Origin of the sequence: Paenibacillus eucommiae (assembly GCF_017874215.1) — a bacterium.
Classification (GTDB): domain Bacteria; phylum Bacillota; class Bacilli; order Paenibacillales; family NBRC-103111; genus Paenibacillus_AI; species Paenibacillus_AI eucommiae.
Map to the genome: position 1 here is coordinate 38,509 of NZ_JAGGLB010000046.1, position 24,665 is coordinate 63,173.

The 24,665-nt window shown below is 43.1% G+C and carries 24 protein-coding genes and 3 pseudogenes; 3 read left to right on the forward strand and 24 right to left on the reverse strand.

Translation table 11 applies throughout. The annotated features are described in order from the left end of the window. Positions 1-137: 137 nt before the first annotated feature. From J2Z66_RS38015 to J2Z66_RS38095, 19 genes and pseudogenes are all read right to left on the reverse strand, one after another. On the reverse strand, positions 138-566 hold the full coding sequence (locus J2Z66_RS38015) for a protein kinase family protein (RefSeq protein WP_209978496.1): 429 nt from the start codon (positions 564-566) through the stop codon (positions 138-140). Beyond that, positions 563-697 (reverse strand): hypothetical protein, encoded by a 135-nt coding sequence (locus J2Z66_RS43650; protein ID WP_281068938.1) that lies wholly within the window; start codon positions 695-697, stop codon positions 563-565. Before J2Z66_RS43650 ends, J2Z66_RS38015 begins: the two co-directional genes overlap by 4 nt. An 8-nt stretch (positions 698-705) precedes the next feature. Next, entirely contained in the window at positions 706-1,020 is a 315-nt protein-coding gene (locus tag J2Z66_RS38020) for a hypothetical protein (RefSeq protein ID WP_209978498.1), read from the reverse strand. A gap of 55 nt (positions 1,021-1,075) precedes the next feature. Beyond that, positions 1,076-2,842 (reverse strand): ABC transporter ATP-binding protein, encoded by a 1,767-nt coding sequence (locus J2Z66_RS38025; RefSeq protein WP_209978500.1) that lies wholly within the window; start codon positions 2,840-2,842, stop codon positions 1,076-1,078. Positions 2,843-2,940: 98 nt separating this feature from the next. Next, positions 2,941-3,468, reverse strand: a complete 528-nt coding sequence (locus J2Z66_RS38030) for a GNAT family N-acetyltransferase (protein WP_245376150.1) — start codon at positions 3,466-3,468, stop codon at positions 2,941-2,943. Positions 3,469-3,560: 92 nt separating this feature from the next. Continuing rightward, complete coding sequence (locus J2Z66_RS38035) at positions 3,561-4,043, reverse strand: P-loop nucleotide/nucleoside kinase family protein (protein ID WP_209978504.1); 483 nt, start codon at positions 4,041-4,043, stop codon at positions 3,561-3,563. Positions 4,044-4,141: 98 nt separating this feature from the next. Beyond that, a pseudogene (locus J2Z66_RS44240) lies at positions 4,142-4,630 on the reverse strand (NUDIX hydrolase); the annotation flags it as partial. Positions 4,631-4,726: 96 nt separating this feature from the next. Then, on the reverse strand, positions 4,727-6,259 hold the full coding sequence (locus J2Z66_RS38045) for a DUF5050 domain-containing protein (protein WP_209978505.1): 1,533 nt from the start codon (positions 6,257-6,259) through the stop codon (positions 4,727-4,729). A 159-nt stretch (positions 6,260-6,418) separates the two neighbouring features. Then, positions 6,419-6,583: an HAD hydrolase family protein gene (locus J2Z66_RS43940; protein ID WP_312894988.1), complete on the reverse strand. Its 165-nt coding sequence runs from the start codon at positions 6,581-6,583 to the stop codon at positions 6,419-6,421. Beyond that, positions 6,567-6,791, reverse strand: a complete 225-nt coding sequence (locus tag J2Z66_RS43945) for an HAD family hydrolase (RefSeq protein WP_312894986.1) — start codon at positions 6,789-6,791, stop codon at positions 6,567-6,569. The genes J2Z66_RS43940 and J2Z66_RS43945 overlap by 17 nt, the downstream gene beginning before the upstream one ends. A gap of 137 nt (positions 6,792-6,928) precedes the next feature. Continuing rightward, positions 6,929-8,665: an RNA polymerase sigma factor gene (locus J2Z66_RS38055; RefSeq protein WP_209978507.1), complete on the reverse strand. Its 1,737-nt coding sequence runs from the start codon at positions 8,663-8,665 to the stop codon at positions 6,929-6,931. Positions 8,666-8,892: 227 nt separating this feature from the next. Continuing rightward, positions 8,893-9,432 carry a hypothetical protein gene (locus tag J2Z66_RS38060; protein ID WP_209978509.1) on the reverse strand — a complete coding sequence of 180 codons (540 nt, stop codon included), beginning with the start codon at positions 9,430-9,432 and terminating at the stop codon, positions 8,893-8,895. Between the two features lie 501 nt (positions 9,433-9,933). Further along, a complete protein-coding gene (locus tag J2Z66_RS38065) occupies positions 9,934-11,541 on the reverse strand; it encodes a hypothetical protein (RefSeq protein WP_209978511.1) in 1,608 nt (535 codons plus the stop codon). Beyond that, positions 11,525-12,256 carry an ABC transporter ATP-binding protein gene (locus J2Z66_RS38070; RefSeq protein WP_245376153.1) on the reverse strand — a complete coding sequence of 244 codons (732 nt, stop codon included), beginning with the start codon at positions 12,254-12,256 and terminating at the stop codon, positions 11,525-11,527. Before J2Z66_RS38070 ends, J2Z66_RS38065 begins: the two co-directional genes overlap by 17 nt. A 248-nt stretch (positions 12,257-12,504) precedes the next feature. Continuing rightward, complete coding sequence (locus J2Z66_RS38075; RefSeq protein WP_209978513.1) at positions 12,505-13,350, reverse strand: carbohydrate ABC transporter permease; 846 nt, start codon at positions 13,348-13,350, stop codon at positions 12,505-12,507. Next, positions 13,347-14,240: a carbohydrate ABC transporter permease gene (locus J2Z66_RS38080; protein WP_209978515.1), complete on the reverse strand. Its 894-nt coding sequence runs from the start codon at positions 14,238-14,240 to the stop codon at positions 13,347-13,349. Before J2Z66_RS38080 ends, J2Z66_RS38075 begins: the two co-directional genes overlap by 4 nt. 91 nt (positions 14,241-14,331) lie before the next feature. Then, positions 14,332-15,690 carry an ABC transporter substrate-binding protein gene (locus J2Z66_RS38085; protein WP_209978517.1) on the reverse strand — a complete coding sequence of 453 codons (1,359 nt, stop codon included), beginning with the start codon at positions 15,688-15,690 and terminating at the stop codon, positions 14,332-14,334. A 26-nt stretch (positions 15,691-15,716) separates the two neighbouring features. Further along, a complete protein-coding gene (locus J2Z66_RS38090) occupies positions 15,717-16,139 on the reverse strand; it encodes an HIT family protein (RefSeq protein WP_209978518.1) in 423 nt (140 codons plus the stop codon). Beyond that, a complete protein-coding gene (locus J2Z66_RS38095) occupies positions 16,139-17,728 on the reverse strand; it encodes a LamG-like jellyroll fold domain-containing protein (RefSeq protein ID WP_209978521.1) in 1,590 nt (529 codons plus the stop codon). The genes J2Z66_RS38090 and J2Z66_RS38095 overlap by 1 nt, the downstream gene beginning before the upstream one ends. Before the next feature lie 180 nt (positions 17,729-17,908). Here J2Z66_RS38095 and J2Z66_RS38100 point away from each other — a divergent pair, with 180 nt between their 5' ends. Continuing rightward, entirely contained in the window at positions 17,909-18,772 is an 864-nt protein-coding gene (locus J2Z66_RS38100; RefSeq protein ID WP_209978523.1) for a helix-turn-helix transcriptional regulator, read from the forward strand. Between the two features lie 125 nt (positions 18,773-18,897). Here the strand turns inward: J2Z66_RS38100 and J2Z66_RS38105 are convergent, their stop codons facing one another. Further along, on the reverse strand, positions 18,898-19,821 hold the full coding sequence (locus J2Z66_RS38105; RefSeq protein WP_209978525.1) for a ketopantoate reductase family protein: 924 nt from the start codon (positions 19,819-19,821) through the stop codon (positions 18,898-18,900). Between the two features lie 148 nt (positions 19,822-19,969). Here J2Z66_RS38105 and J2Z66_RS38110 point away from each other — a divergent pair, with 148 nt between their 5' ends. Further along, a complete protein-coding gene (locus J2Z66_RS38110) occupies positions 19,970-20,389 on the forward strand; it encodes a TetR/AcrR family transcriptional regulator (RefSeq protein ID WP_245376151.1) in 420 nt (139 codons plus the stop codon). Between the two features lie 343 nt (positions 20,390-20,732). Here the strand turns inward: J2Z66_RS38110 and J2Z66_RS38115 are convergent, their stop codons facing one another. From J2Z66_RS38115 to J2Z66_RS38125, 4 genes and pseudogenes are all read right to left on the reverse strand, one after another. Further along, on the reverse strand, positions 20,733-21,401 hold the full coding sequence (locus tag J2Z66_RS38115) for a DNA alkylation repair protein (RefSeq protein ID WP_209978527.1): 669 nt from the start codon (positions 21,399-21,401) through the stop codon (positions 20,733-20,735). Between the two features lie 276 nt (positions 21,402-21,677). Then, positions 21,678-21,785: pseudogene (locus J2Z66_RS44380) on the reverse strand (DUF8821 family protein); the annotation flags it as partial. Beyond that, a complete protein-coding gene (locus tag J2Z66_RS38120) occupies positions 21,781-23,520 on the reverse strand; it encodes an ABC-F family ATP-binding cassette domain-containing protein (RefSeq protein ID WP_209978529.1) in 1,740 nt (579 codons plus the stop codon). The gene J2Z66_RS38120 and the pseudogene J2Z66_RS44380, both read right to left, overlap by 5 nt. A 325-nt stretch (positions 23,521-23,845) precedes the next feature. Then, entirely contained in the window at positions 23,846-24,373 is a 528-nt protein-coding gene (locus J2Z66_RS38125) for a hypothetical protein (protein ID WP_209978531.1), read from the reverse strand. Positions 24,374-24,595: 222 nt separating this feature from the next. Between J2Z66_RS38125 and J2Z66_RS43950 the strand changes: the two are divergent. Further along, positions 24,596-24,665, forward strand: a pseudogene (locus J2Z66_RS43950) (glyoxalase/bleomycin resistance/extradiol dioxygenase family protein); the annotation flags it as partial.

Here is a 24,665-nt window from a genome sequence, read left to right on the forward strand (position 1 = left end):
AAACCAACGCGTTCTTGTGCCATGAATGGATTCCTCCTGCAATTGAGAAAGTATGGGAATTGCCCCTTTCATTATAGCGAACGGGCATACTGGTTGTCCAATCGAAAAACGCCCCGCTAGGGGGCACTTTGAGGAAATCAATCACGTTTCCGGAAAACAACGTCAATATGACCGGAGACCGTTGGTGGAAACCTTTGCTCCACTAAAAGCTGAGCGCTGCGGGTGATCGTTTCCACGTCAGCTTTTTTGATACATTCACCCTCAAACGTTGTCACAAGGACGGGCCATCGATTCTCACGATGGACGCCCCATGCAATCGGCTTTGGCACCGCCATACCCTGACGAAACAGCCATTTTAGCAGTTGATATTGCACACGGATGTCCGGACGAGAGACTTTGCTCCAGGTTTTCATAACATAGCGGTGTACACCTCTATCGATTCTCTTTACTTCTGCTTCAAAGCCGTCAGTCATCGCACGTTCTACTAGCTCGTCCGGCCTCTGGAGCAACTCGTTCCACTCCGGCAGCATGTCCCTGCAAATTATGGTTTCAAGTATTTTTATCATACAGCTCCTCCGTCTTCTATCTTTCGAATAGGTACCAACAGTTCTCTCCGTGATCGCTTCAACCCTGCGATATAAGTAAACTCGCCTGATTTCTGAGTACCGCCGATGCCATATAATTCATTCGGATTCACACGCCTCGTTACCTCATGACCCGCAGCAAAAATCGTTCCCAGACTTGAGGGATTCCGTTACCTTCACTTAGCTGCTGGTCGCTCCATCTTAGACCGATGATAGTAAATGACCCTTTCGTAACGATCCTTGGCTCGATCTGAATTTTCTTGGTTTGCAATAGGTGGCCTCTCATGCGCTCCAAATTATTCAGCATTTGCTGCTTATCTTCAATGTGTTTGCGGAGCGATTGCTCATGTTCGCCCAGCAGCCGCTCAACCGCCTCGTCGTCTTGTAGAACCCCGCTAATCTTCAATTCACGGAGTGTTTCGACACCGATACCCAACGTTCTAAGCCAAATGATCTTAAACTATCCTGCCGGTTAGCGGAATGGCGAGGAATCAACCGACAAATTCGGTGATCTGCTGTTTTTCCCAGTAATCCATGAATCGGCCGCCATCGCGGATCAACGTTCCTGGACTTCCCGTTTCCCTGATTTGTCCTTTTTCCAGAAATACCACTACATCAACATTACGAATGGTGGATAACCGATGCGCAATTATGATCTTCGTGCTTTCCCCTGACCAGTCGGCAAGCCGCTGTTGGAATAGTGATTCAGTTTCTACATCCAAAGCAGAAGTAGGCTCATCAAGGATAAGAATAGATGCATTGCGCAGAATCGCCCGCGCGATGCCAATCCGCTGCCTCTGTCCCTGGGAAAGCTTGATCCCTCGTTCGCCTACCCGGGTATCGAACCGCTCCGGCAAATCCTCGATAAAATCTAATGACTGCGATAACTCCGCCGCCAACCGTATCTCCGGATCGTCTGTTTGCTGTTGTCCCACCGCGATATTTTCCCGTATCGTGCCATCGAATAAGTAGATATCCTGTGTCACGACTGCCAGACAACCGCGCAAAGATTCAAGTGAATAGTCCTGAATGGGTACACCATTAATACGTATGGTACCTTTTTGGGGTGTATATACTCGATAGAGAAGTTTTATTATTGTGCTTTTACCTCCCCCACTTGGCCCAACGAGTGCCATGGACTGACCGCCCGATACACGGAAGCTAACATTCTTCAGAACAGGTTGACCTTCAGGATACGCGAACGTAACATTTTCAAACTCGATTGCTGGCGATATAGGCTGCAGGATGCGATCCCCGCCTTTGTCCTCGGAGTCCATTTCCATCGTATCTAGTAAGCTTTCCGTTCCTGCAGAAACCCTTTGCAGTGAATTAATGATACCCGTAATGTCGGCAAACGGCTCACTTGCCCGGTCAAGCAGGGTGATAAACGCAACAAGCGCTCCAGGACCGATCTGCCCGTTCACCATCAGAATCGCACCAATCCCGATACCTAGCAAGTAACCGAGCTTTTCCGGAAGAAGCCGCGCGAGATCGCGGACCGCCTGCATTTTCTCGATGGCCACCCAAAGCCTGATTCCACGATCACAAATTTCCCGAAAACGATGAATGACGGAAGTCTCCAGTTGATTCATCTTAATCTCACGCATACCCGCAAGCGTCTCTCCCAAATGGAAAAACACTTCCCCTCCGTTCTCCTGCTGTCTGGCAACAAGGTCCTTGTACGATTTTTTCACGACAAAATTGCTGAGTAGCTGCAGAGGGCCAACCAGTATCGCGACAACTCCCAAAAGCGGGTGAACTTCCAGCAAATAAATGCCAACCGCAACAAATGAGATTGGTAACGCTATCAATTTGAGGATATCGAAAACTATAAAATGCTTGAATACCTCAAGTTCATTAAACAGCAAATTTTGGGAGCGTGAGCTATGGCGAGTTTCGTGCTCGCTTAGCGACAAGTCAATCAGCTTCGACAGTACCATTTGCCGCATTGAGAATACGACATTAGTATTAACAATTTGATTGCATATACGGGCAAAAACAGTACAGATAAGCCCGAGTGCTACGAAACCAATTATTCCGGCAAGAATTGTGTGCAGCTCGTGTCGCGATAGGCTTCTCCCACCGTCAAAAAGACGTCTGCTCGTTTCAGCCAGCATTAACGAAGCACCAGTACCACCAAGTTGCAGCACAATAACGGACAAATACCAATACTTATACTTAAGACATAGATTTAAAAACCCTCGAAATCCTCTTCGCCTAACGAGTGCCATTACACTTCGATTCTTTACTGCCTTCAACGCCTCTACTCCTAAAATATGTTTCATTCCCACAATACTGTAACAGGGAATATGAAGCACTAACAGTGGGAATTTGTATATAGCCAAAGTTCCCCAAATCAAAAGGTTAATCCCCAATGTTCTCGCAGTAAGAAGAAATATATCAACTGATCTCGTAATTCTGGTTCTCTTTCAAAATTAAGTTTTTGAAGTAAGTTAATTGATCTGTCGTTTTCTTGCTCAACAGTAGCTTCAATTATGTCTAAGCTCATATGTTTGAAGCCAAAATCTATTACAGGCTTCAATGTTTCTTGCATAATTCCTTTGCCCCAATATTCCTTTGCTAAATCAAACCCGATTTCAGCTCTATGTTGTTCTCCCTGAATCCAACAATGGAAGCCACAAGTTCCTATAAAATCAGTATTGCTTTTGCTAAAAATCCCCCAGCGACAACCTGTGTCTTCTATGTGAAATCTTATGATTTCTTCAGCTTCGCTTTTATCTTTACATGGGCTTATATCCATAAATCTTGTAACATCCTCATCTGAAAAATGCTTAAATACGGCATCAGTATGGTCTAAAGTCAGAATGATGAGTTTCAACCTCTCGGTCGCTATTTCAGGAAATATAAAATTTGAATTGGGCAATTCTTTGGCCTCCATTTACTTGGATTTCGTCACCTCTAAATAATACCATTTAATGGAACTACCGTAACCGTTAGCCTAACAAATTGTTCGTTTTAACTTTGATGATAAATGCAACTATATTCAAGCTCTTCTGGAAACGGAGGCTCAAAAATGGTTGCCCACTCTTTAAGCTTACTTTCTGGAATGTAAACGGCCCCCTTTGGAAGTTGAGCATTTCTTTCCGCAAGCCGTGCAAGAAGAACCTCGTCGGAAGCGTCTAAAAAGTGGATTTTAAAGTCTGCACCCAATTGTGACGCCCGGAACCTCATACTGTCTCGTTGGCTATGTACCCAGCATCCGAAGTCTAAAATAACATCTACTCCAAGCACTAGTACCCTAGCTGCCACTTCCCAAAGCATAGATTCTACTAAATCGTGTCTTTTTTCGTGATTCACATCATTAATATCCTGACCATACAATCTGGTGTGCCATTCATCAGGAGTAAGACGAAGTGCCGAGTATCTCTCTTCAAGTTGTCGAGCAAGTGTTGTCTTTCCGCTACACGGAAGGCCAACCGTTAGGTGAAGTGTTGTCATAGATATGACCTCCATTTTTTAGTTTGTAGAAAGGATTCGAATTCGTCAATAAAAACAAGGAGCAACTGCCGCGGCAAACTGCTCCTTGTATCGTTCAATTAACGTTTCCCGTTAGTTGAGTCAGTAAATACCATAAAATCTCTAGTGTTAATGTGTTTAATATCGGAGACTAAGTCTTGTTCAACATCATTTACCAGTATATTATACAGACCGTCAGGCACAAGTTTGTATCGAGGATTGTCAACAAAATCACTTAGGCTTTTCCATACAGCAAAAAACACCTTGTTACCTTCAACGCCTTCAAATACTTCTCTATTATAATCATCGATACTATCAAACCTTGCTTCATAAATAAAATCGTACTCATGCCCGATTTGACCGTAACTGGGGTAGATATTTTCAACTACTCCAATTAATTTAGGGTCTATGATGTCAACATTTATCTCTTCCTTTACCTCGCGTATTACTGCCGACTTACTATCTTCCCCATATTCAATTGTTCCTCCAATTGGTCGAAAGGTAATGATTCCGTCTTCCTCGGGGAATTGTTCTAGTAGTATTGATGATCTTCTTCTAATGATACATAAAGAAACTGCCCTATCCCGTTAGCTTAGTTCTAGAGCCATCCAGTGCTGCTCCACTAAATTCTTCATTGGTGCAATGCTACCTCTTCATATTGGTATTCATAAACGAATAACAGCTAAAGAAGAATTTTTAGCATTTTGTAGCAGTAGCCCATTATCGGACGTAAGTACACGCGAAATCGGCTCTGCTACTTTTAGCAGCAAGCGTCCGGAATTATCCAGTAGTACGACGCCATTGTTACCGCCAAGCTGCAATACGAGCTGATTATTTAATACTTGAACGCTGGCAACCGGCGATGTCCATACAAGAGTGTCGTTCCCGTTCAAATTAACCTTGTACAGCTCAAACTGGGTTGAATTTATTTTATTTGTGTAATATATATTGCCCTCAATACTATCAAACCATGAAACAGCATGTTCGGACAGCTTCGTCTTATTCGTCCCGTCTAGCATAGAGGAATACAATGCGTTGTTGTCATCCTTATTTATATAGTACAGCTTGTTATCGAAAATCTGGAAAAAGCTGACTGCCGAGTCCACGATCTTTTCTGTGTTATTCGTTCTCAGGTTAACTCTATAGATGAAATACGGGTTTCTTTCGAAACGACTTAACAAGTAGATATCATCACCAACGACAGTGGTAGCGGTAGGATTAGGATAGCCCCAATTCACTTCTGGTTCTCCCAAAGGCTTACGATTTGTACCATCCTGAAGAAACAGGTTGCCATAATCATTATCAGAGCCAAGGTTGATGATTAGTGTTCCATATGGGGTATCGCGGAAATCGAGATATCCGCTATGTAGTAGCTCCGCTTTCCCATTATCGTTGATTTTGAAGAATTCGTCAGTACCGGCAACCCCTTCACCACGGTGATAAGTAAACCATAGATGGTTGTCACGGATTTGAAAGGATACCTCATCGGGTTGCCATTCATTTTCTTTATCGAAGGTATAAGAGAATATCTCTTCCTTTGCAGACGACTGCTTTTCAGAAGCCCGATAGATATGGTTTGTCGAGCCCTTCGTCTCAACGAAATAATAATATCCCTTAAAAAGGACGACATCATTATTAGCAGCATATGCCGGAAGGCCTGCCGTTTGCAACTGCGGGTTATGGGAAGTAATGCTAAGTCCGCTGGCAGTACTCCACTTATAATTCCACCCAAATTCGTCATGCGCGAAACCCCAGGTTAGCGGGAAATAGGTAATGTCCCGGAAGTTTAACAACGGATATGGTTCTTTTGAATTATTGATCACCTTGCCATTGACCGTGATGGCCGATGTGGAAATCTTAGTGGAGTATGTAGACTTATTGCGACTCCCGGATTTGTAAGGCGCATACGAAGAGGTCACTGGGCTTTGCTTAATGTTTAAGCCGGCTGCTTGTGACCAAGTTGTCTCCAAACCAAACATTCTGGTATCGTTCCAAGTCATCGGGAAATAGGTAATACCACGATAAACAAGGAGCGGGTATTCCCTGTACTGATTTTCTACTGTGTGACCATTCAGCTTTACTTCAAAATTTGGCAGCGTAACCTTTACACTTGCAGCTGCGGCTTTAATTTGTCCTGCTGGCGCCAACATACTTACGCATAATGAAAATACGAGCATAAATCCAGTCCATTTTCTCATTGTTGCATCCCTCATCTCTTTTATTTATTAAACGTTGGATTTTAGGAAAAGTTGTATTTATGTTAGCTTAATAAAAACAAGGAGCAACTGCCGCGGCAAACTGCTCCTTGTATCGTTCAACTAACGTTACCGGTTAGTTGAATCATTATCTGCAAGTGATCACACCACAAATCTCTCAATTGCAACAGCAACACCATCATTATCATTTGAATCGGTTACGTGGGCTGCACAATTCTTTAGTTCAATTATCGCGTTTTCCATTGCGACCGGAAATCCGGACATACGGAATAGGCCTAAATCGTTAAAATCATCCCCGAATACCATTACATTTTCTGATTTCACTCCGATATCGCTTAATACCCTTCATCAAAAATTGATTAGCCGCTCTAGGCGGCCGCGCCGTGGCAATAATAATATGAATTCCGGAATCAAAACATTTTTTAACAGCCTGATAATTCCTAGGAGATATCGATTTATCACTACCGAGCAAGGTTCCGTCCAAGTCCAGTACAATTGCCTGAATTTTAGACATCTGTATCCTCCCCACAAAATAAGCTAAATTGGTAAAATAATACTACTTAATATAGGTGTCGTCAACAGAAAAGTTGTATGATCCTGCCCGCTAGTTGAACAAGCCCCCCTGAGAAATAGATCAGAATTCACATATCTCTACATTACATAAGCGCGTGGTGGATCCGTGATTACTGGAAGATATTTACTGGCAGAAGGTACTTGTTCCAAAAGCTCGATGATACGCTCCAGCTTCTCTACAGCTGCTTCCTCCGAAGCTTTCGCCCCTTGTACGATCGTGATGCCTTTCTTCGCAATTTCCGGATTATTTGGTTCTCCGCCAGTTGGTGCCGGAAACAGCTCGGTAAGCATCGAAAACTGCTGGTTGACAACGTCGTATTGCTCAGATGCTTCCAGCAGCAACCTTCCGACTTCCAATTCCCAAGGTTCACCTGACAGCCATGGCTTGGCAATTTCCCGCAAAAATTTGGCGGCTTGCCCCCGTGCTTCCCTAATAACCGTAATTGTATACGCTTGTCCGAGAGGATCCACCGATTTTCGATTGAATACATCGATCCATGCATCATATCCTTGCAGACCGTTTGCATAACCAGTAAATGTCGCTTCGCCACCACGTGCATGGCGAATCACCATTTTACACATCCGAAGCACCTGCTGCTCCCTCTTCACGTCCAGCTTATCGGCAAAGCCGAGCACAAACAGCGATTTCGTTTGTAATGTCCCCAGACGATCATAGGGAATCGTCGTATCTGACTTGGAATCAATACCGTAAAATTGCCTAGTTTCATCATCGTAACCGTAGATTAGCCCAAACTCCTGATTAATAAGTTCCCAAACGAATGCCGGCATGCCGAGATCGATCGACTGCTGAACGATCTTGATCGCTTGAACGGTAAGATCCGGATGAGGCGGGTCGAAGTCAAACGCTTCTGCATATTCGGTTTTATATCCGAGTGATAACAAGCCGTTATAAAGCAAGTAGTTCCGATCCACCATATTCGTACTGGACATATCGACGCTGTCTTGTTCAATGTTGATGTTAAAGGCGAACATCAAATACCCTTCCGTACAGGCTAACGAAATGTCCGGTTTGTCGAGCATCAACGCATGGTGGAGAAGGTTGTTAAACGTAAGTACCGACGGTTGGTACGGTTCCATAAGGGTCCTTTTATCCAGTATGATTGTCATTGCGTTCTTATCTTCCTTTCGCCGTAAAATATGATTGCTGATTGCCACGACCATACGCTCCTGCGCGATTTTATGGCGTGATCGGGATATAAGCTTGTACACGTTGCTGGTCGTCAAGCCATATAGTTGCGCGATTTCTTGCGGAGAGCACTCTTCAAAAAAACGTGCTTCAAAAACACGCCTCTCGCGTTCGGTGAGACAGGGCAACAAGCTTCGGATCATATCGATAAACTCTCGTCTTTCCAAGTTAAGCTGCGGATTCGTTCCCTCCTTGTCACAGCCGTTCTGGCGAAGACGTTCGGATAAATAATGCATAATAGCGTCCATATCGTGAACGTCAAAGTCTCGTTGGCGCAGCGATGGCAAAGAATAGCCGGATAACGGCAGCTCTTTCTTAAACGGGCCGCCGCGTCTCATCCGCATCAGCGCTTGGTTCGTTACGATTCTCCGCAGCCAAGGTAGAAACCTAGCCACATCGGTAAGCGATCCTAGATGCAGAAATGCTCGCAGCAACGCATCCTGAACGATATCTTCCGTTAAATGATGATTCCGCGTGATCTTACGAGCCCAAGTAAAGGCTTTCATCCTGTGCCGAACGACAAGCTCGTCAAATGCTTCCCTATCTCCGTTCCTCGCTAGCACTGTAAGAGTCTCGTCACTCTCTTTGTAAAACCGGGTTTCAAACAACTTGGATTGATCCTGTTTCGGTGTCAGCTTTAATCACTCCTTTCTGCAATCTATTTCATGTTGATGCCATGTGATGAAAAAGTCTGACGGTTTTCTTTTTTGACAACAAAATTCTGCCTCGTTATTCCTTTCTCTTGCCGTATCTGTCTAATCATTAGCAACTTTATCAAAGATTTTATGGATCTTATTAGTTATCTCGTTAATGTTAGCGTAACAACAGGACGCCCTTATTCCAACTTCAAATCATATTCTGTTGGTGATTCTACCTGAATCGTAACCAATCTGTATCCATGGGTTTTAGCTAAATCATAAGCTTCTGGCCCGATCGCATAATTTCTCACCTTTTTGAACCCTCGTGTCAATTCACGCGCAACTGGACCAATTAAGTGGTATGCAGGCGGCAAGGCTTGCACACTACCTTGTACAATACAAATGTCTTGATATACTCCGCTTAAAAACAGAGAAAGGCTGCGCGACTCGTCAAGGGAAACATCATATTTCGTATCCCCATTACGCTGAGGAATTGCTCTCACACTCGGACGACCATGACTCCGTTCATAAACGTGGAAATAGTTATCCAGATGACTTCCCCATTTACTCGTGCCTAACCCTTCGTAATCCAACAAATCCTCATAAATCCCAATATTAGGCGATTCATGGAGAATTCCTTCTACATAAAACAAACCAAATTTCTTAGATATATTCACTAATCCTGGGAGAAGATCATTCTTCGTCGCAAAAAAACTCTTTCGTTTTCCCGTTGACATTTGACACCTCATTCGATTTTGCTCTTGAATTAATCTGCCTGTTAACGTAATAAATTCATGACTTTATGCCCATGTAAAACATCGGCCGAATGGCTATCTTCAAAAGCTCTCGTTCGAGGTGCGGCTGCGAGGAGACAATAAACTTGTCGGGAATGAGATATTGTTCTTGTCACCCAGAGATGCTTGCTCCACTAGATGTAATACTATTTTCGTACTTCTTATGTAAGGCTATTCCAGGCTATTTAACTTATTGATGACATTCTGAAGTCCCAATTCTGTTGACTTTTTAAGTCGGTCTCCTTAACCATCAAGGGGGCATGTTATACACCCATTTTACCATATATTTACTCCACAATCGTGTCCCGTTAGCTTAATTAGAAAATCACCAACTACCCGTCAGCGGAATAGCCAAGAAAAGCCGACTGTTCACACAGTCAGCTTTTTGTCTTATTCAAGGGACATTTATAAAGTCTATTATGCTGACGAACAACCGCAGTCATATTACTTCACTCGAAACGTTCTCTGCCCGTACTTCTGCACAAGAACAAGAGCAGCAGCCAAGTAAATTAGTGTCATCGCAAATATAGTAACAGTGAAAGGTACTACCGGTATTCTCAAAATAATACTAATTCCGCCCAAGGATGACACCACCATGTTCACGATAAGATACAGCGGGTTTTTCATATTTAGCTCTGTAGAATACGGTTGGAAAATATAATACATAAACAAATGATGCACAGTAAAAAAAGCGGACAGTGATATAACGCAGACCCAAAGCATAAGCAGCTCTCTGCTCAGCCACTCCCCTCCTAATGCTACGTTAATAGCTGTCAGTGACACCCCAAGAGCGGCGGCAATCACCATGTTTAAGCTCATCACTTTTCCAAGGCGAATCAGGAAATGGCTATAGGCCGCGCTGCGATAGAAGCCGTACCGCATCAAACTTAGATCACAGTTGTAAAACATTGCTCTGCATATTTTCTCTCCTACAGACATGAAGTACATGATCAGAACCAAGAAGGGGAAGATCATTTCCAAACTCCATTGCTGGTCTTGCAACTGCCCGCGGAATAGGACCATGAGGATCACTCCCGCCACTCCGAAAGCGCCGATGATAGCTAATCGCTTGTTAACAGGGCTGCTAAACAGGCTGCGATGTCTGAGAAAGAAAATTGCGTTCAGATAAGCATAGCCTTCCTTTGTCTCAAGCTTGTCCTGCTGGTTCAGCTTCACGGTATAGTCGCTATCCTTTGACTTCACGCTCTTCATCTGCGCATCCGTCATCATACGACCTATATCCAGCAGAGGATCATCCCTTTTGCTTGCGGCATCAACAATTCCTCGGTAACCAGAATAACGAGCCAGCTTAATGGCTGCGAACAGCCCTCCAGCTGTAATAACGATGCAGACAGGCAAACTCATAAGAAACGATTCCGTAGACAGAACCTTGCCCAGCAGAAGCGGCAAATATGCAGCAGCATATCCAACAAAAAGGACGCTCCAGACGAGAGCAGTTTGCTTAATCAATACAATGCCGGTTTTCTCAAAAATCTTAAGATGCGCATACTCCGCTAGAATTCGCCATAATGTGATCAATATAGATAACAGAACTGCTTCTATGACGGTTGCTCCCAAGCGTGTGCCGAACAGAATCATCGCAGGTAGCAGATACACCAAAAAAGTCACATAGCGATATCCAAGCGAAGCCAACATATATCTCGTTGGAGACAATCTCATCAGCTTCACAGCTACGTATTTCTCCCGCTTTGGTTCAAGTATAGTCGCGCTGCTGACGGCTGCCGCCACAAAGCTGATGATGGTGAAAATATGTATAAATTGCCGCAGCTGATCTGCCTCTGACAATCCCTCTCCTAATCCGATCACAGGTAAGTATATCAGTACCCCCAGATAAACAAATCGAAGCATGACTCCCCATAACTGGTTGAACAGCAGCACAATAACAGAAACAGCTTTTTTGAAATCGAATTTAGCGTAGAAGCTGTTCTTTACTAGCTTACCGATTAACGGCAGCTTCTGAATGTAATAAATGAGCAGGTTTACCCTAATGGATGTGCGAATAGCCAGCAGCGTATTAAGCGTTCTCAGCATGGGATTCATCCTTCAGCAAATTAATGACCGCTTGCTCGAATTCTGCGCTGTGCAGCAGCTCGGACGGCATGGCAGACAATTTCCCTTTGTTCAACACAACTAGCTCATCACACAAATCAGAAGCCAATTGCAAAATATGCGTGGAGAAAATTAGAATATGATCACTTTTCATTTCCCTTAACATATTCTTCATCTCCAGAGCAACAATGACATCGAAGGAGGTGAGCGGCTCATCGAGTAGAATGATCGGCGGCTTCGTTATGAGAAATAGCAACATCTGCAGCTTATTCTTCATTCCGTGCGAGTAGCCTTTAATCAGCCGGTGGCGATCCTCCGTTGTCATGCTCATCATGTCAAAATAATCGTCAATCGTCTGCTCCATCTGCAGCTTGCCCCGATTAATATCCATAAAAAACTTCACAAACTCATAGCCCGTCAGGAACTCGGGCAGAATCGGCAGCGAATACACATACCCAACATCCTGCTCGCTTAGCTTCCGCGTGTGGCCATTCTCCTCCAGCATCACCTGTCCGCCATTCATGTCCTTCTCTCCGCTCAGGCAGTCGAACAACGTCGTCTTGCCTGCTCCGTTGCGCCCTAGCAGCCCATATATTTTCCCTTTCTCAAAGGTGAATCCGGCTCCCTGGAGTACCTGTTTATCCTCGAATCGCTTGACGATATTTTCTAAGATCAGACGCAATTGCTGCTCCTCCATTCGTTTCAATATAAGCATCACCTATTTATACGAAAAAGGAAAAGAAAGGTCTCAGGTTCCAATGAAATAAGCGATTCCAACTCCTTCATTTCCTCTTTGACAAATACACCGTACGAGTCAAGCAACAAGCAGCCACTCTCACTCGAGTGGCTGCTTGACTTTACATCCCGTTCCCTTTTCGTCTGTCAACTGCAAGGTCAGCTTCAGGCTATAACCTCGGGATTGTATGCCGCCGTATCGGCGTCGGCTTATTCTTTGACCGCCCCCATAGTCAATCCTTTTACAAAGTACTTCTGCAAGGCGATAAATATAATTATCAACGGAATCGCGCCAATCGTCCCCCCGGCCATCGCTAAACCGTAATTTATGGTTGGCGAATTACCGACCGGGTTTCTAGATATTACCGAAATTCCAATATTAATTGTCCATGAATGAATATCTTTAAGGACGATCAGTTGCCACATAAAGTCGTTCCATGACGTTAAAAACATAATAACTGCAAGCGCAGTGATCGACGGTTTAACCAACGGAATTATTATCCCCGTAAAAATTACCGGTTCCGATGCACCGTCAATCTTTGCCGATTCCAGAAGCTCATTCGGTATGGATTGGATGAATTGCCGCATCATAAAAATACCGTAAGGCCACACAACAAGCGGAATAATCGCTCCTAATATATTATCCATCAATCCAAACTTAAGCACGGTAAGAAATAGCGGAATTAACGCAGCTTGCTTAGGCAGCATCATCGTAATCAGAATGGAGACGAACAAAACGGATTTGAGTGGAAAGCTCTTTTTACTGAACGCATAACCCATCATGGTACAAATAAGGATGCAAAATACGGTTGTAAGCGCGCTAATTGAAAAGCTATTCAGAAGCCATGACCAAATGGGGAAGCTTCCATTAAACAACGTCCGATAGTTTTCCAGCGTTGGCACAAGCGGAATCAGCTCCGGGGGCACCTGCATGGTTGACTTCATTTCTTTAAACGATCCTGTAAACATCCAATATAACGGTCCTACACATACCATAGCGAATAAAGCGACCAGTGCAATCAAACTCTTTCGGCCTGTCCATAACATACGATTCATGCACGCTCTCTCCTCTCTGAAAACAAATACCAGGAAAGAAGAGCAAACATGGATATGATCAGAACAAGAATCATCCCTTCTGCAGAAGCGCCGCCATAGTCCCCGCGAACAAAGGCTCTTTTGTACATATCAAAAACAAGCGTCGTCGTACTGTTAAAGGGGCCTCCGTCAGTCAGAAGGTACACCACTTCCCAGATCTGAAAGCTGAAAATGAGCTGCGTGATGACCACAAAGGCGGTAATCGACTTTAGCATTGGCAATGTAATCCGGAAAAAAATCCGTACCGGCGACGCGCCGTCAATTTTCGCAGCTTCATATAAAGTAGGCGAAATGGCTCCGAGTGCCGCAACAAATATAATGATTAACGTTCCGCATGTCCATGTTAGTACAACGAAACTGGCGGAAAAGAGCGCAGTAGATACATCGGCCAGCCAATAAACCGGCTCTGCCCCGAAAAGGGAAAGCAAATAATTGAGAATCCCGTATACCGGGTGGTAAATCCAGAGCCAAACAGCGGAAACGATGACTCCGCCTACAACATTGGGGAGGAAGAAGGCGCCTCTGAATATGGATTGCATCCAGTTGCGCATGGGAAAGATGGTTACTGCAATCAATAAGGATACCACCGTACTAATCGGGGTAATAATTAATGCAAATTTAATGGAGTTAATAACGCTGGCGCGAAAGACCGAATCCGCAAACAAATCTGTATAATTACGAAATCCTACATAAGTCTGCTTCACCAAATTATACTCATAGAAGCTGATGACAAATGTTCGGATCATCGGTATGAAATTGAAGATTAAGAAGATCAAATATCCCGGCAAAATGAAATAATATGCCCATCGCTCCTTTATTATGATCCGAACGAATCTGACCAGATACCCCATTGCATTCCCTCCTGGTAAACAATTCCTTGCTAAGCGCGATTGTCCCTGTTGCTCGAATGGAACGCCAGGGACAATCGCTGAACTGAGTTTTTTACTTGGCTAATATTTTGTTAACCTCGGCTTCAAACCATTTCAATGCCTCTTCTGGCGTTTGATGCTTGGTAAATAACGCTTGATTCATATTTTTATAGAACTCTCTAATATCGGCATACTGACTTAATCCCTGGCCGATGTTCATGATCCCTTCTTGGCTCATCAGTTTGTAAACAGCTTGCTGCTCGGCCGAAAGCTCCATCTTATCCATCTGGCTCTTTCTTAAAGGGAATGAATTGCGAGCGGTTGCAAGAATAGGTCCCCACTGCTCAGAAACGTATTTAGCAAACTTAGCGGATTCCTCGACAACTTTCGGATCCTTGTTCTCGAATACGATCAGATTATCGGTAAACACGCCCATCGGGGAGCTATTCTTGTCCGCAGGAGCAGGATAGGCAACGTAATAAACCTCGAACCCTTTCTCCTTGCCCATCGATTCAAAAACAGGCACTTCCGGCGCAATCGCCAACTGCTGCTTCTCGAACAACGCCCACATATCATCATCGGTTAACGCGGCGGGGGCAGGTACCGTTAATCCTTGATCGAGAAGACTTAAAATAAATTGAGCCCCTTTCACGCCTTCAGGACTGTTCAAGGCTACTTTACTGAAATCCGGGCTATTAAACATTTGCGCGCCGAACGGCCACAAGTAGCCCATGATCGATTCGGCAGCGCTTTGCGTTTTGGCAAACAGAATCGTGGAATACACATTGGGAGGCGAGTTTATCGCCTTCAATGCTTTTACATACTCATCCGTTGTCCATTTGCGAACGCTCGGATCGGGAAGCAGATTGGCCAAGCCTGCTTTCTCGAATAAGGTCTTATTGATAGCCATCACTTTAGGCGTCGTGTAGACGGGAATTCGCCACAAATCCCGCTCAGGGAGCGAACCGGCAATGAAATCGGCGCGTTCGTCCGCAGATAAATAATTGTCAAGCGCCGCCGTTAATCCCATCCCGCGAAACTTGGCCGATCTGCCCTCCGAATCGAATAAAACGCTAGGCAGCTTACCGCTTGCTATTTCCACATCCAACTGCTGCGTCGTTCCATCCGCTGCATTAAGCGATAGCACATCAAAGGTGACATGCGGGTTAAGTTTCGTATACTCATCTGCGATCAATTGGAGATAATCTCCTACATTTGCTGTACGATCCTCGAAGCCTGGAATTTTCGTCAAATTGGAATACCCTTGTCCTACAAGCTTCAACTTAATCTTCGACTTCGTGTCGGAGCCGTTTGGGCTTCCGTTTATGTTCGCGGGAGAATTGGAAGAGTCCTTCGAACAGCCTGCCAAAACGAATACGATCAATCCGACAACCGCTATGATTGCATACATCCTTGCACTAAACGTTCTCATTTATATGCCCCCCTTTAGCTTGTTGTTTACAAATGCGCCTTAAGTTTGTCAATGATCGATTGATATTGTTCATCCGTTAAAAATTTTTTCTTCCCTTCTTCTCCGGTCAATTCGAAAGGCCACCCCCACATTTTCCCCGCACGTGTCTTAGGTACAAGATGAAAGTGAATATGAGAGTCAATGTCCCCGTATACCGCATAATTAATTTTATCGGGAGAGAATACATGATGTATCGCTTCGGCTACTTTGGCAACATCCTTCATATACCCGGCCAGCTTATCATCATCCAGTTGAAACATCTCTGTCTTGTGGATGTCCAGAACGACATAGCAACGCCCCGGATATTCCTGCTCATTATTGAGATAGACTCGGGAATTCGCTAGAATCGCCACCTCTTTCATGTAGTCCTTATACTCTTCCGTGCAATAAAAGCAATTGTCATGATTCATCAGTTGGCGGCTCCCTTGCTTGAATATTGTTCGTCGTTCAGTGCTGCATTATACAGCCTGACATTCCGGACTTGCCCCGAAAATACGCTTTGCGGTCCGGATCCTATTAACATTGGCACGGTATTCTGAATGGAGTCGCACTCATTGGATACGTCGACGGAAGAAACCAGCCCGCCATCGAGATATATCGATAATTTCTTACAATCGTACGAAATCGTTGCGTCATGCCAGCCGTCGGACAAAGAGGTATCATATGTGGCAAGAGGATCATTGTACAAACTCCATACTTTTCCGCTCGGCAACGTGCCTGCGTATAACCCTCCATTGAAAATCGCCATCGACCACACCCTGCGGTATTTAATATCGGGATGCGGAGGCTCCAACTCGGCAAGCAGCTCCCATTGACGATCTCCTTTGAAGCCATACACTTGCCCGCTTGGCAAAGTGCCGCCATAAAGCTTTCCGTTCAGCACGGAAATCCCCATAACCTCCATTTCCGAGCCCATCAGGCCGTAATCGCTCCACTCCGTTCCGCCTTCATAACGCAGCATGCGCCCTTCATGCCAAACTCCCATCAGCAGCTCGTTATGAAACGTCGAGAAGCAATAAACCTGGTCAACCTTAGGCGCTGTCCCGCAATATTCCCACGGCGTATTCAAGGTTCTGCGATATACGCCTCCGCTTTGATTGCAGCCGATATATAGATAACCCTGGTGAACGCTCACGGTCATCGTTCTAAGATCGGCTCCCGGAGCGCCAAGCACTTGGCACGCTCCCTCCTCATCATAGGCAAATACCCCGTGAGGATAATAAGACATGGCAATCAATCGTTCCTGATAGACGGTAAGAGAACCTACGCTGTCCGAATCCGGAACCGGCAGTTCAGCGAAAAACGACCACTCCTGTCCGCCTTCATACCGGTATATCTTGCCGCCTGGCACCTGATTGGGGGATTCCGGAAGTAGGGAGCCCGCCGCCTTGTAACGCATCGTACCCGCATACAACCTGCCTTTCCATTCTATCAACGACCAGACGGAGTTGCTCTGATCCGGATGCCCGCAGTCCATCCATTCTCCCGCTTCTTGATCAAGCCGGTATACATGACCGAGATGATCCTTCTCGTCATCGAAGATGCCTGCATACAGTGATCCATTGTATACGCATAGCGTACAAACCAGTCTGCCATTGCCCGGGCTTCCCCAATCTTTCCATGTATGCTTCGGCGTTTGGTTACTCCATCCAAATTGAAGATTCCGCCAATTGGACTGCGTTGAAGTCACACCCGTTTGCGTAAGCACGGAAAGATGCCATCCGCTCATTGTATCCCTCGAGTAACGGCTAACAAGACCGCCCGGAAGGATCCCGTCCGCATCATTAATTTTGAATTCCAACGACAGGCTGAACGGGCGGGAGCCATCCGTTTCCTGGAGTGCCGGAAGCTCAATAAACGATTGCCGGCCGTCAAAGACAGCGCTCTCATCAAACTTAATATTTACCGCCTTTCCATGCCGGCCGTATTTACCAGCATCTTCGCTATTTTCGTTCAAAGGCCAATAACCAATTAATTCTCTTCCAGTATGGGTACTCAACTTTCATCTTCCTCTCCAAATCATAATAATACTGCGAAAATTCTAGCGGCTGCAATGTCGAGGGGGAATGGCGTCGGCAGTCGAAAATAGAGCGTAGTCCTGCTTTCGGGTTGAAGCCGCTTCCGCCCCCCCCTCAAATTAGTGTACAATGAAGACATCATGGAATGGAGTGATCCTCATATGGGTTATGAACATCTGAACATTAAAGTCGGCATCGGATATTTACTGTTCGATCTGCTGCTTGACTCGGTGCTCGAGCCGGTATCCGTAGACAAGCGATTGGACAAGCACAATCATTTCGCTTATGAATTGCATTACTTCATTTCAGGATCGGGTACGATGATCGTGGAGCATCAGTCTTTCCAGATTGAGCCTTGTTCGGTTCATCTGATAGGTCCCGGTGTGTATCATCAAATTCAGAACAACCCAAGCAGCCCTACCACACGGTTCAACACCCAGTTCATGTTCAGCCATGCGAAGGTCGAAGACCGCAACTCCTCCCGGATCGAAAGCGACGAAATTTTTCAAGTTCTGTCCGACATCCGTTACGTCCAGTTCAATGACGACGGAGGCATATCGCGCTTTTTCGAATCGATTCGCAGCGAGCTGGAAATCCCTTCTCCCGGAAGATATACGTATATTCAAAGCCTGTTTACTCAGATGCTTGTTCGTCTTGTCCGCTCTATTCGCCCAAATACCGAAACCCAGAATGAATTGCCCAATAAACCGGTTGATGACTTGCGGACACGCATCATCGACATTTACTTCAATGGATACAAGCATCACATTACACTCAACGGCCTCGCTTCGCAGTTGAATCTGAGCGTCAAGCAGACGAATCGGATACTGAAAAAATATTACAACACCACCTTCAAGCAGAAGCTTCTGGACACCCGCATCGAAGTAGCCAAGGATCTATTGCTTCACAAAAACTGGTCGATTCAGCGAATTGGCGAAGAAGTCGGATATTCGACATTGAAGAGCTTTTATGAAGCGTTTGTGAATCGAACGGGCGTCTCGCCGAGCCGGTACCGGAAAACTTGACGAGCGGCTACCCGTTTGTGAGCTATTATATCAAAGAAAAATTAAGGCTGAAACGACCAAAAAGGACCTCTTTTGCAAGCAGAGGTCCAAAAACACCCTAAGGTTGGGAGACTAAAACCGAAAAATTACTGAACATGTATTTCCGATTTGATATCATTTTGACTTAAAAATTTCATTAAATCCTTACTCAGCTGCACAATCTCATTGTTAGCATTATTCGCATAATCCGGCAACATCATATCCCTAACCATTTTAGTTCGTAGCCATGTCATAAAGAAAAGATCCAAAAATAAGTTTGGAAATTTAAGCACCATGTTAAGCATTGGTGGATCAATTGTGACGCCAGCTTTTTGTATTGCCCTTAGATACGCTTTTAAAGTGACTGTTATTTTGCGTGCCGTCTTTCTGGTTCTGGCTGTTTTTTTGTCAATTATCTTATTCTCAGAATACAAAACGCTCATCAGGGCAATGTCTGATACGGAATGTGTGATTAGATACGCTTGCATATCCTTTTTAATAACGTAGGGAAGCTTTGCTGCTTTAAATAATTTTGCGAGGTTTTCTATGCGTTCTGTCACTACACCATTAATTTCTCCAAATACAGTTGCCACTATAATCTTTGGTAGAAATCGAGCATGCAATACTCCATCTTTAATCTGTCCGCCAAAGCCGGGAAAAGCTGGTAAAAGCCTATCCCCTACGATATCCAGCCACGAAGAAAATCCAATTGGATTATTAGTCATCGTAACTATATTTTTGCTTTGATTATCTTTTAGCGCTAACAACGCTGATTCAGACCGATCATAACGAACGGTAACGAAAATAAAATCGTATACATCGTCATTTTCGAGCGTATCAATGACATTCACTTGTATCGATTTAACCGTACCTTTTTCCTTATATTGCAGGCCATTTTCTCTTAATGATTTAAATCTATTAGAACGTGCAAACAGGGTAACGTCAAATCCTGCTTCAATGAGCTTAATTGCGTACATGCTCCCGATAACACCTACACCAAAAATTAAAATTCTATCTTGTTTTGCTGACATTAAAACCACCCCTACTTATTAACATTTCCTTTCGATTATCAGACAACATGTTGTATGATGTGATTGTAAATCTTTATTATTCCTTGATCAACCATCAGTTTTTTATTATTTGTCGGATGATATTCTTATTCGCTAGTAGGAGGGAAACATGAAAAAGCAACCCCAAATAACGGAGAAAACAAGACAAAAGTTTGTAGAAGTTTTTTGTGAGTTATATAGCCAGAAGCCGATTGAGAAAATTTCGGTTCAGGAAATTGCGAATAAGTCAGGATATAACCGCAGCACCTTTTATCAATACTTTACTGACATTTACGAATTGTTAGACTCTGTTGAAAATGACTTATTGAATGACATAAAAAAAGAATTGGCGAATAAAGAGCTATCGATGCATACGGTTCAAGATACGCTCTATTGTCTGGACAAAAGAGAACATCTCCTGGTTCTTAGTGCCCTTTTGGGTGATTATGGAAGTACCCGTTTTTTAAAACGCTTAAAAAAAGAAATCACTTTGGATCAATTAGAATTAAACGTTCCGCAAAACCATTTCTTAACGCCATACTTAAATTGAGTTTTACCTGACAACTTCCCTTTCTTTATTTCGTCTTTGGCTCCAGCGTCAAAAGGATTTATCGTCAGAAGATTTTTTTAAGTTAGTGGAGAACCTATATTCAAGAGGGATTACGCCCTATTTTAAAGAATGAGTCTGTCATTCAAACCAAATCCATATGTTGTATAACAATAAAAAAGCGCGCATAAGCCTCTATTTGTGATACGGCTCAGCATATCATTCTAAAGGCGAAATTCTTTAAGCAAAAAGGATCTGGAAGCTTACTTTCAGATCCTTTGTCCATATTGAGGAGTTGAATTCCTTTATTTTTAATATCAAACACTAATGAGTTTTTCAGGGGTAACTAATTATTATTTCGTTTGTTAACTTCAATCGCAATGAACTCCGGCAAATAATTGGGAGTACAGCCCTTTGATACCATTTCATCTTTATAAAGACCCGTTTTCTCACCAAGTTTAATACAACGTGCTCGATTCTTTTGATCATAAACGCCTATCCAGCCTGCGGTGAAATTCATAGCCCATTGAACTTCCGGTTCTTCCTGCGTAATATTAGCTTCAATTGCAGATAGTAAGTCTGCGGTGTTATCAGGCGGTGTTTGTCCAGTCCATCTCAATCGCCCTTTATAATACCAGAAGGCTCGCCTTTGAAGAGCAGAAGGACTATTTTCCCATAACTCCATCAATGCAATTTTCTTCTTGTCTTTGGTGAGCTGATTAGCCATTAACCAATCCATTAAGTTATTTCGCTCATCAAATGTGTGAATCTGCATATCCTTATCAAGCTTATTTAGCACATCTTCTGAAAGAAGTTTTTTGTCCATAATTAAGATTGCCAATAGTCTGGGTAAAAACTCTTCGGTTGACCAAAGTTCCATAGCTAGTTCGTGATCTTTTTTAATGTCCTTCGCGATTTTTCGTAAGTCGCCTAGCTTAGTTTTACTATTGATCTGTGGTAGAATGTTTTCTGCTTTTGAAGAGCGTTTCATTTCTGTACTTTTATTCTTATTCATTTGACACAACTCCTTTATTAAAGCACTGTTTCATAATATGTCCTTTGCGCGATATATCAATAACTTAATTTCGTTATAAGTCTTATTGCATACAATTGTACCATAACAATTGTAAAGGAGTGATTCATTTCGCCGTTACTTATGGTACGGTTCACCGCGCTAGGTGAACCGGCAAGTTTTAAGCCATCCCGTTTAGGATGGCCCACTCTCTGATCTCGCATCTCTTTTGCAAAAAGATAAAGTGTATGGATTACTCCAATTGCGCTTTTGCTTACTTTAATATTCTCCTTTAATCACAAAAAACGAACCCCTAATGGTTCCCGCTAGTTTAGACTTCTGCCGGGCATCCTGTGGGGTCTTCATTTCAGAGGGTTGTAATTTAAAGCAACTTAATCAGCTCTTCTAGCTCATCAACCAATACTTTTGCAAGTTCAAAATTAGTATCTTTTAAAGCCAATTCTATTTTCATTTCAACCGATTTTTTATTTTGTTCAGTTTCTAAATAGTCTCTATCAAAATGACTAGCATAAATCATCTGTCTAAATTTCCGCATACTCATTTTTCTAATCGTCTTATCGTCAATGATTAAAACATAATCCATACCATTTACAACAGAATAGAAATCATGAGAAATCATGAGAATCGCGCCTTTAAAGTCTTCAATGGCTTTCTCCAGTGCTACTTGTGTATAGGTGTCTAAATGGCTTGTCGGTTCATCAAGAAGCAATACGTTTGCTTTACTGGCAGAAACTTTAGCCAATTGAAGCATGTTTTTTTCTCCACCAGATAAAGATTCTATCTTTTGATTAACGATTTCTCCTTCAAATCCATAGTTTGAAATATACGATCTAATCTCATCATAAGTTTTAAACCCAGCATCGATGAATTCTTCTAGTATTGTATTAGAATCCTTTAGCACTTCGCCTTGAATCTGAGATAAATAAGCCACTTTAACATCAGCATTTATTTCAATTGAATCATGATTATTTTTAAAGATATCTCGGAGTAAAGTCGTCTTCCCAGTACCGTTTGAACCAATAATGGCTACTTTATCAGTAGATTTTATCTCAAAGTTAACATTGTCTAAAAGCAACTCACCAAAGGCAACACTATAATTATTAACATTTACTACAATGGTGTCTTCAATTTCATTATCAATACCAAAACTAATATTCGGTTGCTTAATATCAACAAATGGCGCTTTAATTCTACGCGCTTCCAACCTTTCTTGAAACTTAACTCTAGCTTTTAATGCTTTCCCTCTAGATGCTTCTGAATTATAAGTTGCGATAGCTCTAAGATTATTGATTATGTTCTCGTTTCTCTCAATTTCTTCATCATCAGCGATTGTGAGTTCTTGTAACTCAACTTTAGTCTGAAGTAATGAGAAGTTATAATCAATATATCGCCCATCAAACTCTTGGATCTCCTTGTTTTCAAGGTGTATAATTTTGTTGAAACAATGATTCAATAAATATCGGTTGTGCGTAACAACTAGCAGTATTCCTTTGTGAGAATTAATAAGATTTTTAAGCGCATTTAGGTTTTCAAAGTCTAAAAATACATCTGGTTCGTCCATAATCATTAAGTCTGGACTACTAAGCATTTCCTTCATCACTTGAATAAGTTTGAATTCCCCACCACTCAGGTCGGATACCCTAAGATCTTTTAGCTTCATGAGGTTTGCTAGATTTAGTTTCTTATTAATGTTGCTTTCAAAATCATCCCCACCGATTGAATCAAATGCGTCTAAAGCTAATTGATATTTTTCTAATAACGACTCAATATCCGATGATGTTTCCATTTCCGTACAAATAGATGTTATTTCATTTTGTATCTTAATAAAATCTTCCCCTATATATTCAAAAACTGTTGTTTCTTTCGTTTTGTCGAGTTGTGAAAATTGACTTACATGCCCAATTTTGCAAGTCGGGTCTATTTCTAGCCTGCCCTCGAACATATATCTTTCTGGATCCATCAGTATATCTATTAATGTACTTTTCCCATTGCCACTTGTTCCTATAAAAGCGCAATGTTGTGCCTCTTCAAGCGTAAATGAAATGTTTGTATATAGTTCTTTTTGCGGAAATGAGAAGGATAAGTTATCAACTTTTATCATAGTATTACCTTTCTTTATAACTAAAATAGTGACTATTGTTAGATGTATTGCAAAATATAGATTTTGAGTTTACCGTTGTTAGAGTAACACTGTTTACAACCAACTTCAATGGGTCAAATTCATAAAAAGTGCCGGAATGAACCCGACTTTGATCTCTGCCGGTTGTAAATGTACCTTATTCATCTTATCTGGCTCCTTGATCAAATAATGATAAGGCGAGAATACCTCCTGACGAATAGCCAACGGAATAGGTCGGGGAGCCCCTAGCTGTTCCATTTCATTCTATTCGCACATAGAAGTCTTCCCTCCTTTCCTTTTGATCATATCACTGGCGTTTTTTGCATACTTGACTCAAGTTGTACAATAAAAACTTGCCGTTACTTATGATATGGTTCACCGCGCATGATCTTTGCCCGTTAGCTCCTTGGCTCCCTTCATCTTGTTCATATAGCCGACCAATTGAACTGCGACCCGGTCGGGACTGTACTGGTGGCGGATGCGCTCTGCCTTTGATGTCCATAGCCTCGATAACTTCCTCAGTCGTCAACGGCTTGGAATTCGCTTCGCCTTTTTCGTTAAACAGCTGCACGAGTTTTGCAGCCAGCGCCTCCGCCGCTTCTTGCTTAAAGCCTGTTTTGAAAGTAAAGTATAGGGACTGAGTTGAGATCGAATATGCGATCTGCTGTCCCGCCGAATCGTAAATATTGCCGCGGATGGGCGGGATGGATACGTCCTTCGAACCTAATACTGAAATGGCGAGGGTTTCAAACTTTTTCTTTCGTACTTTGGTTTTATCATTAATTTCCATACCGTTCCTCATTCCGTCACTCGATACCCATCCTTTAATTGTCATATATTCAGACGAATTCCTTTTTAGAGAGGTTCAATCTTTATCCCTGCACAATAAGAATAAGCAACCTTACGGGAATGGTGGGTATCCGAGCTCAATACCAAGTTATTTTTCAAAATTTACGCTTCCGAATCATGAAACCGATGAATTCCCGGATCGGCTGTCGTCTATATAAACGAAGGCATAAATGAACACAAACTAATTTGACGAAGAGGTGTTTTGAAAATGGCATTAACGTCCGCATTCACGAGCTTCAACCTGCCTGTAAAAAACGTAGAACAATCGAAAGCGTTCT

Excerpts from the sequence above, each read along its gene's own strand:
- J2Z66_RS38045 (WP_209978505.1), bottom strand. The coding sequence starts at position 6,259 with ATGAGAAAATGGACTGGATTTATGCTCGTATTTTCATTATGCGTAAGT.
- J2Z66_RS38115 (WP_209978527.1), bottom strand. The coding sequence starts at position 21,401 with ATGAATAAGAATAAAAGTACAGAAATGAAACGCTCTTCAAAAGCAGAA.
- J2Z66_RS38035 (WP_209978504.1), bottom strand. The coding sequence starts at position 4,043 with ATGACAACACTTCACCTAACGGTTGGCCTTCCGTGTAGCGGAAAGACA.
- J2Z66_RS38070 (WP_245376153.1), bottom strand. The coding sequence starts at position 12,256 with ATGGAGGAGCAGCAATTGCGTCTGATCTTAGAAAATATCGTCAAGCGA.
- J2Z66_RS43945 (WP_312894986.1), bottom strand. The coding sequence starts at position 6,791 with ATGTCTAAAATTCAGGCAATTGTACTGGACTTGGACGGAACCTTGCTC.
- J2Z66_RS38060 (WP_209978509.1), bottom strand. The coding sequence starts at position 9,432 with ATGTCAACGGGAAAACGAAAGAGTTTTTTTGCGACGAAGAATGATCTT.
- J2Z66_RS38085 (WP_209978517.1), bottom strand. The coding sequence starts at position 15,690 with ATGAGAACGTTTAGTGCAAGGATGTATGCAATCATAGCGGTTGTCGGA.
- J2Z66_RS38110 (WP_245376151.1), top strand. The coding sequence starts at position 19,970 with ATGAAAAAGCAACCCCAAATAACGGAGAAAACAAGACAAAAGTTTGTA.
- J2Z66_RS38120 (WP_209978529.1), bottom strand. The coding sequence starts at position 23,520 with ATGATAAAAGTTGATAACTTATCCTTCTCATTTCCGCAAAAAGAACTA.
- J2Z66_RS38125 (WP_209978531.1), bottom strand. The coding sequence starts at position 24,373 with ATGACAATTAAAGGATGGGTATCGAGTGACGGAATGAGGAACGGTATG.
- J2Z66_RS38100 (WP_209978523.1), top strand. The coding sequence starts at position 17,909 with ATGGGTTATGAACATCTGAACATTAAAGTCGGCATCGGATATTTACTG.
- J2Z66_RS38105 (WP_209978525.1), bottom strand. The coding sequence starts at position 19,821 with ATGTCAGCAAAACAAGATAGAATTTTAATTTTTGGTGTAGGTGTTATC.
- J2Z66_RS38015 (WP_209978496.1), bottom strand. The coding sequence starts at position 566 with ATGATAAAAATACTTGAAACCATAATTTGCAGGGACATGCTGCCGGAG.
- J2Z66_RS38065 (WP_209978511.1), bottom strand. The coding sequence starts at position 11,541 with ATGCTGAGAACGCTTAATACGCTGCTGGCTATTCGCACATCCATTAGG.
- J2Z66_RS38075 (WP_209978513.1), bottom strand. The coding sequence starts at position 13,350 with ATGAATCGTATGTTATGGACAGGCCGAAAGAGTTTGATTGCACTGGTC.
- J2Z66_RS43940 (WP_312894988.1), bottom strand. The coding sequence starts at position 6,583 with ATGGTATTCGGGGATGATTTTAACGATTTAGGCCTATTCCGTATGTCC.
- J2Z66_RS38080 (WP_209978515.1), bottom strand. The coding sequence starts at position 14,240 with ATGGGGTATCTGGTCAGATTCGTTCGGATCATAATAAAGGAGCGATGG.
- J2Z66_RS38090 (WP_209978518.1), bottom strand. The coding sequence starts at position 16,139 with ATGAATCATGACAATTGCTTTTATTGCACGGAAGAGTATAAGGACTAC.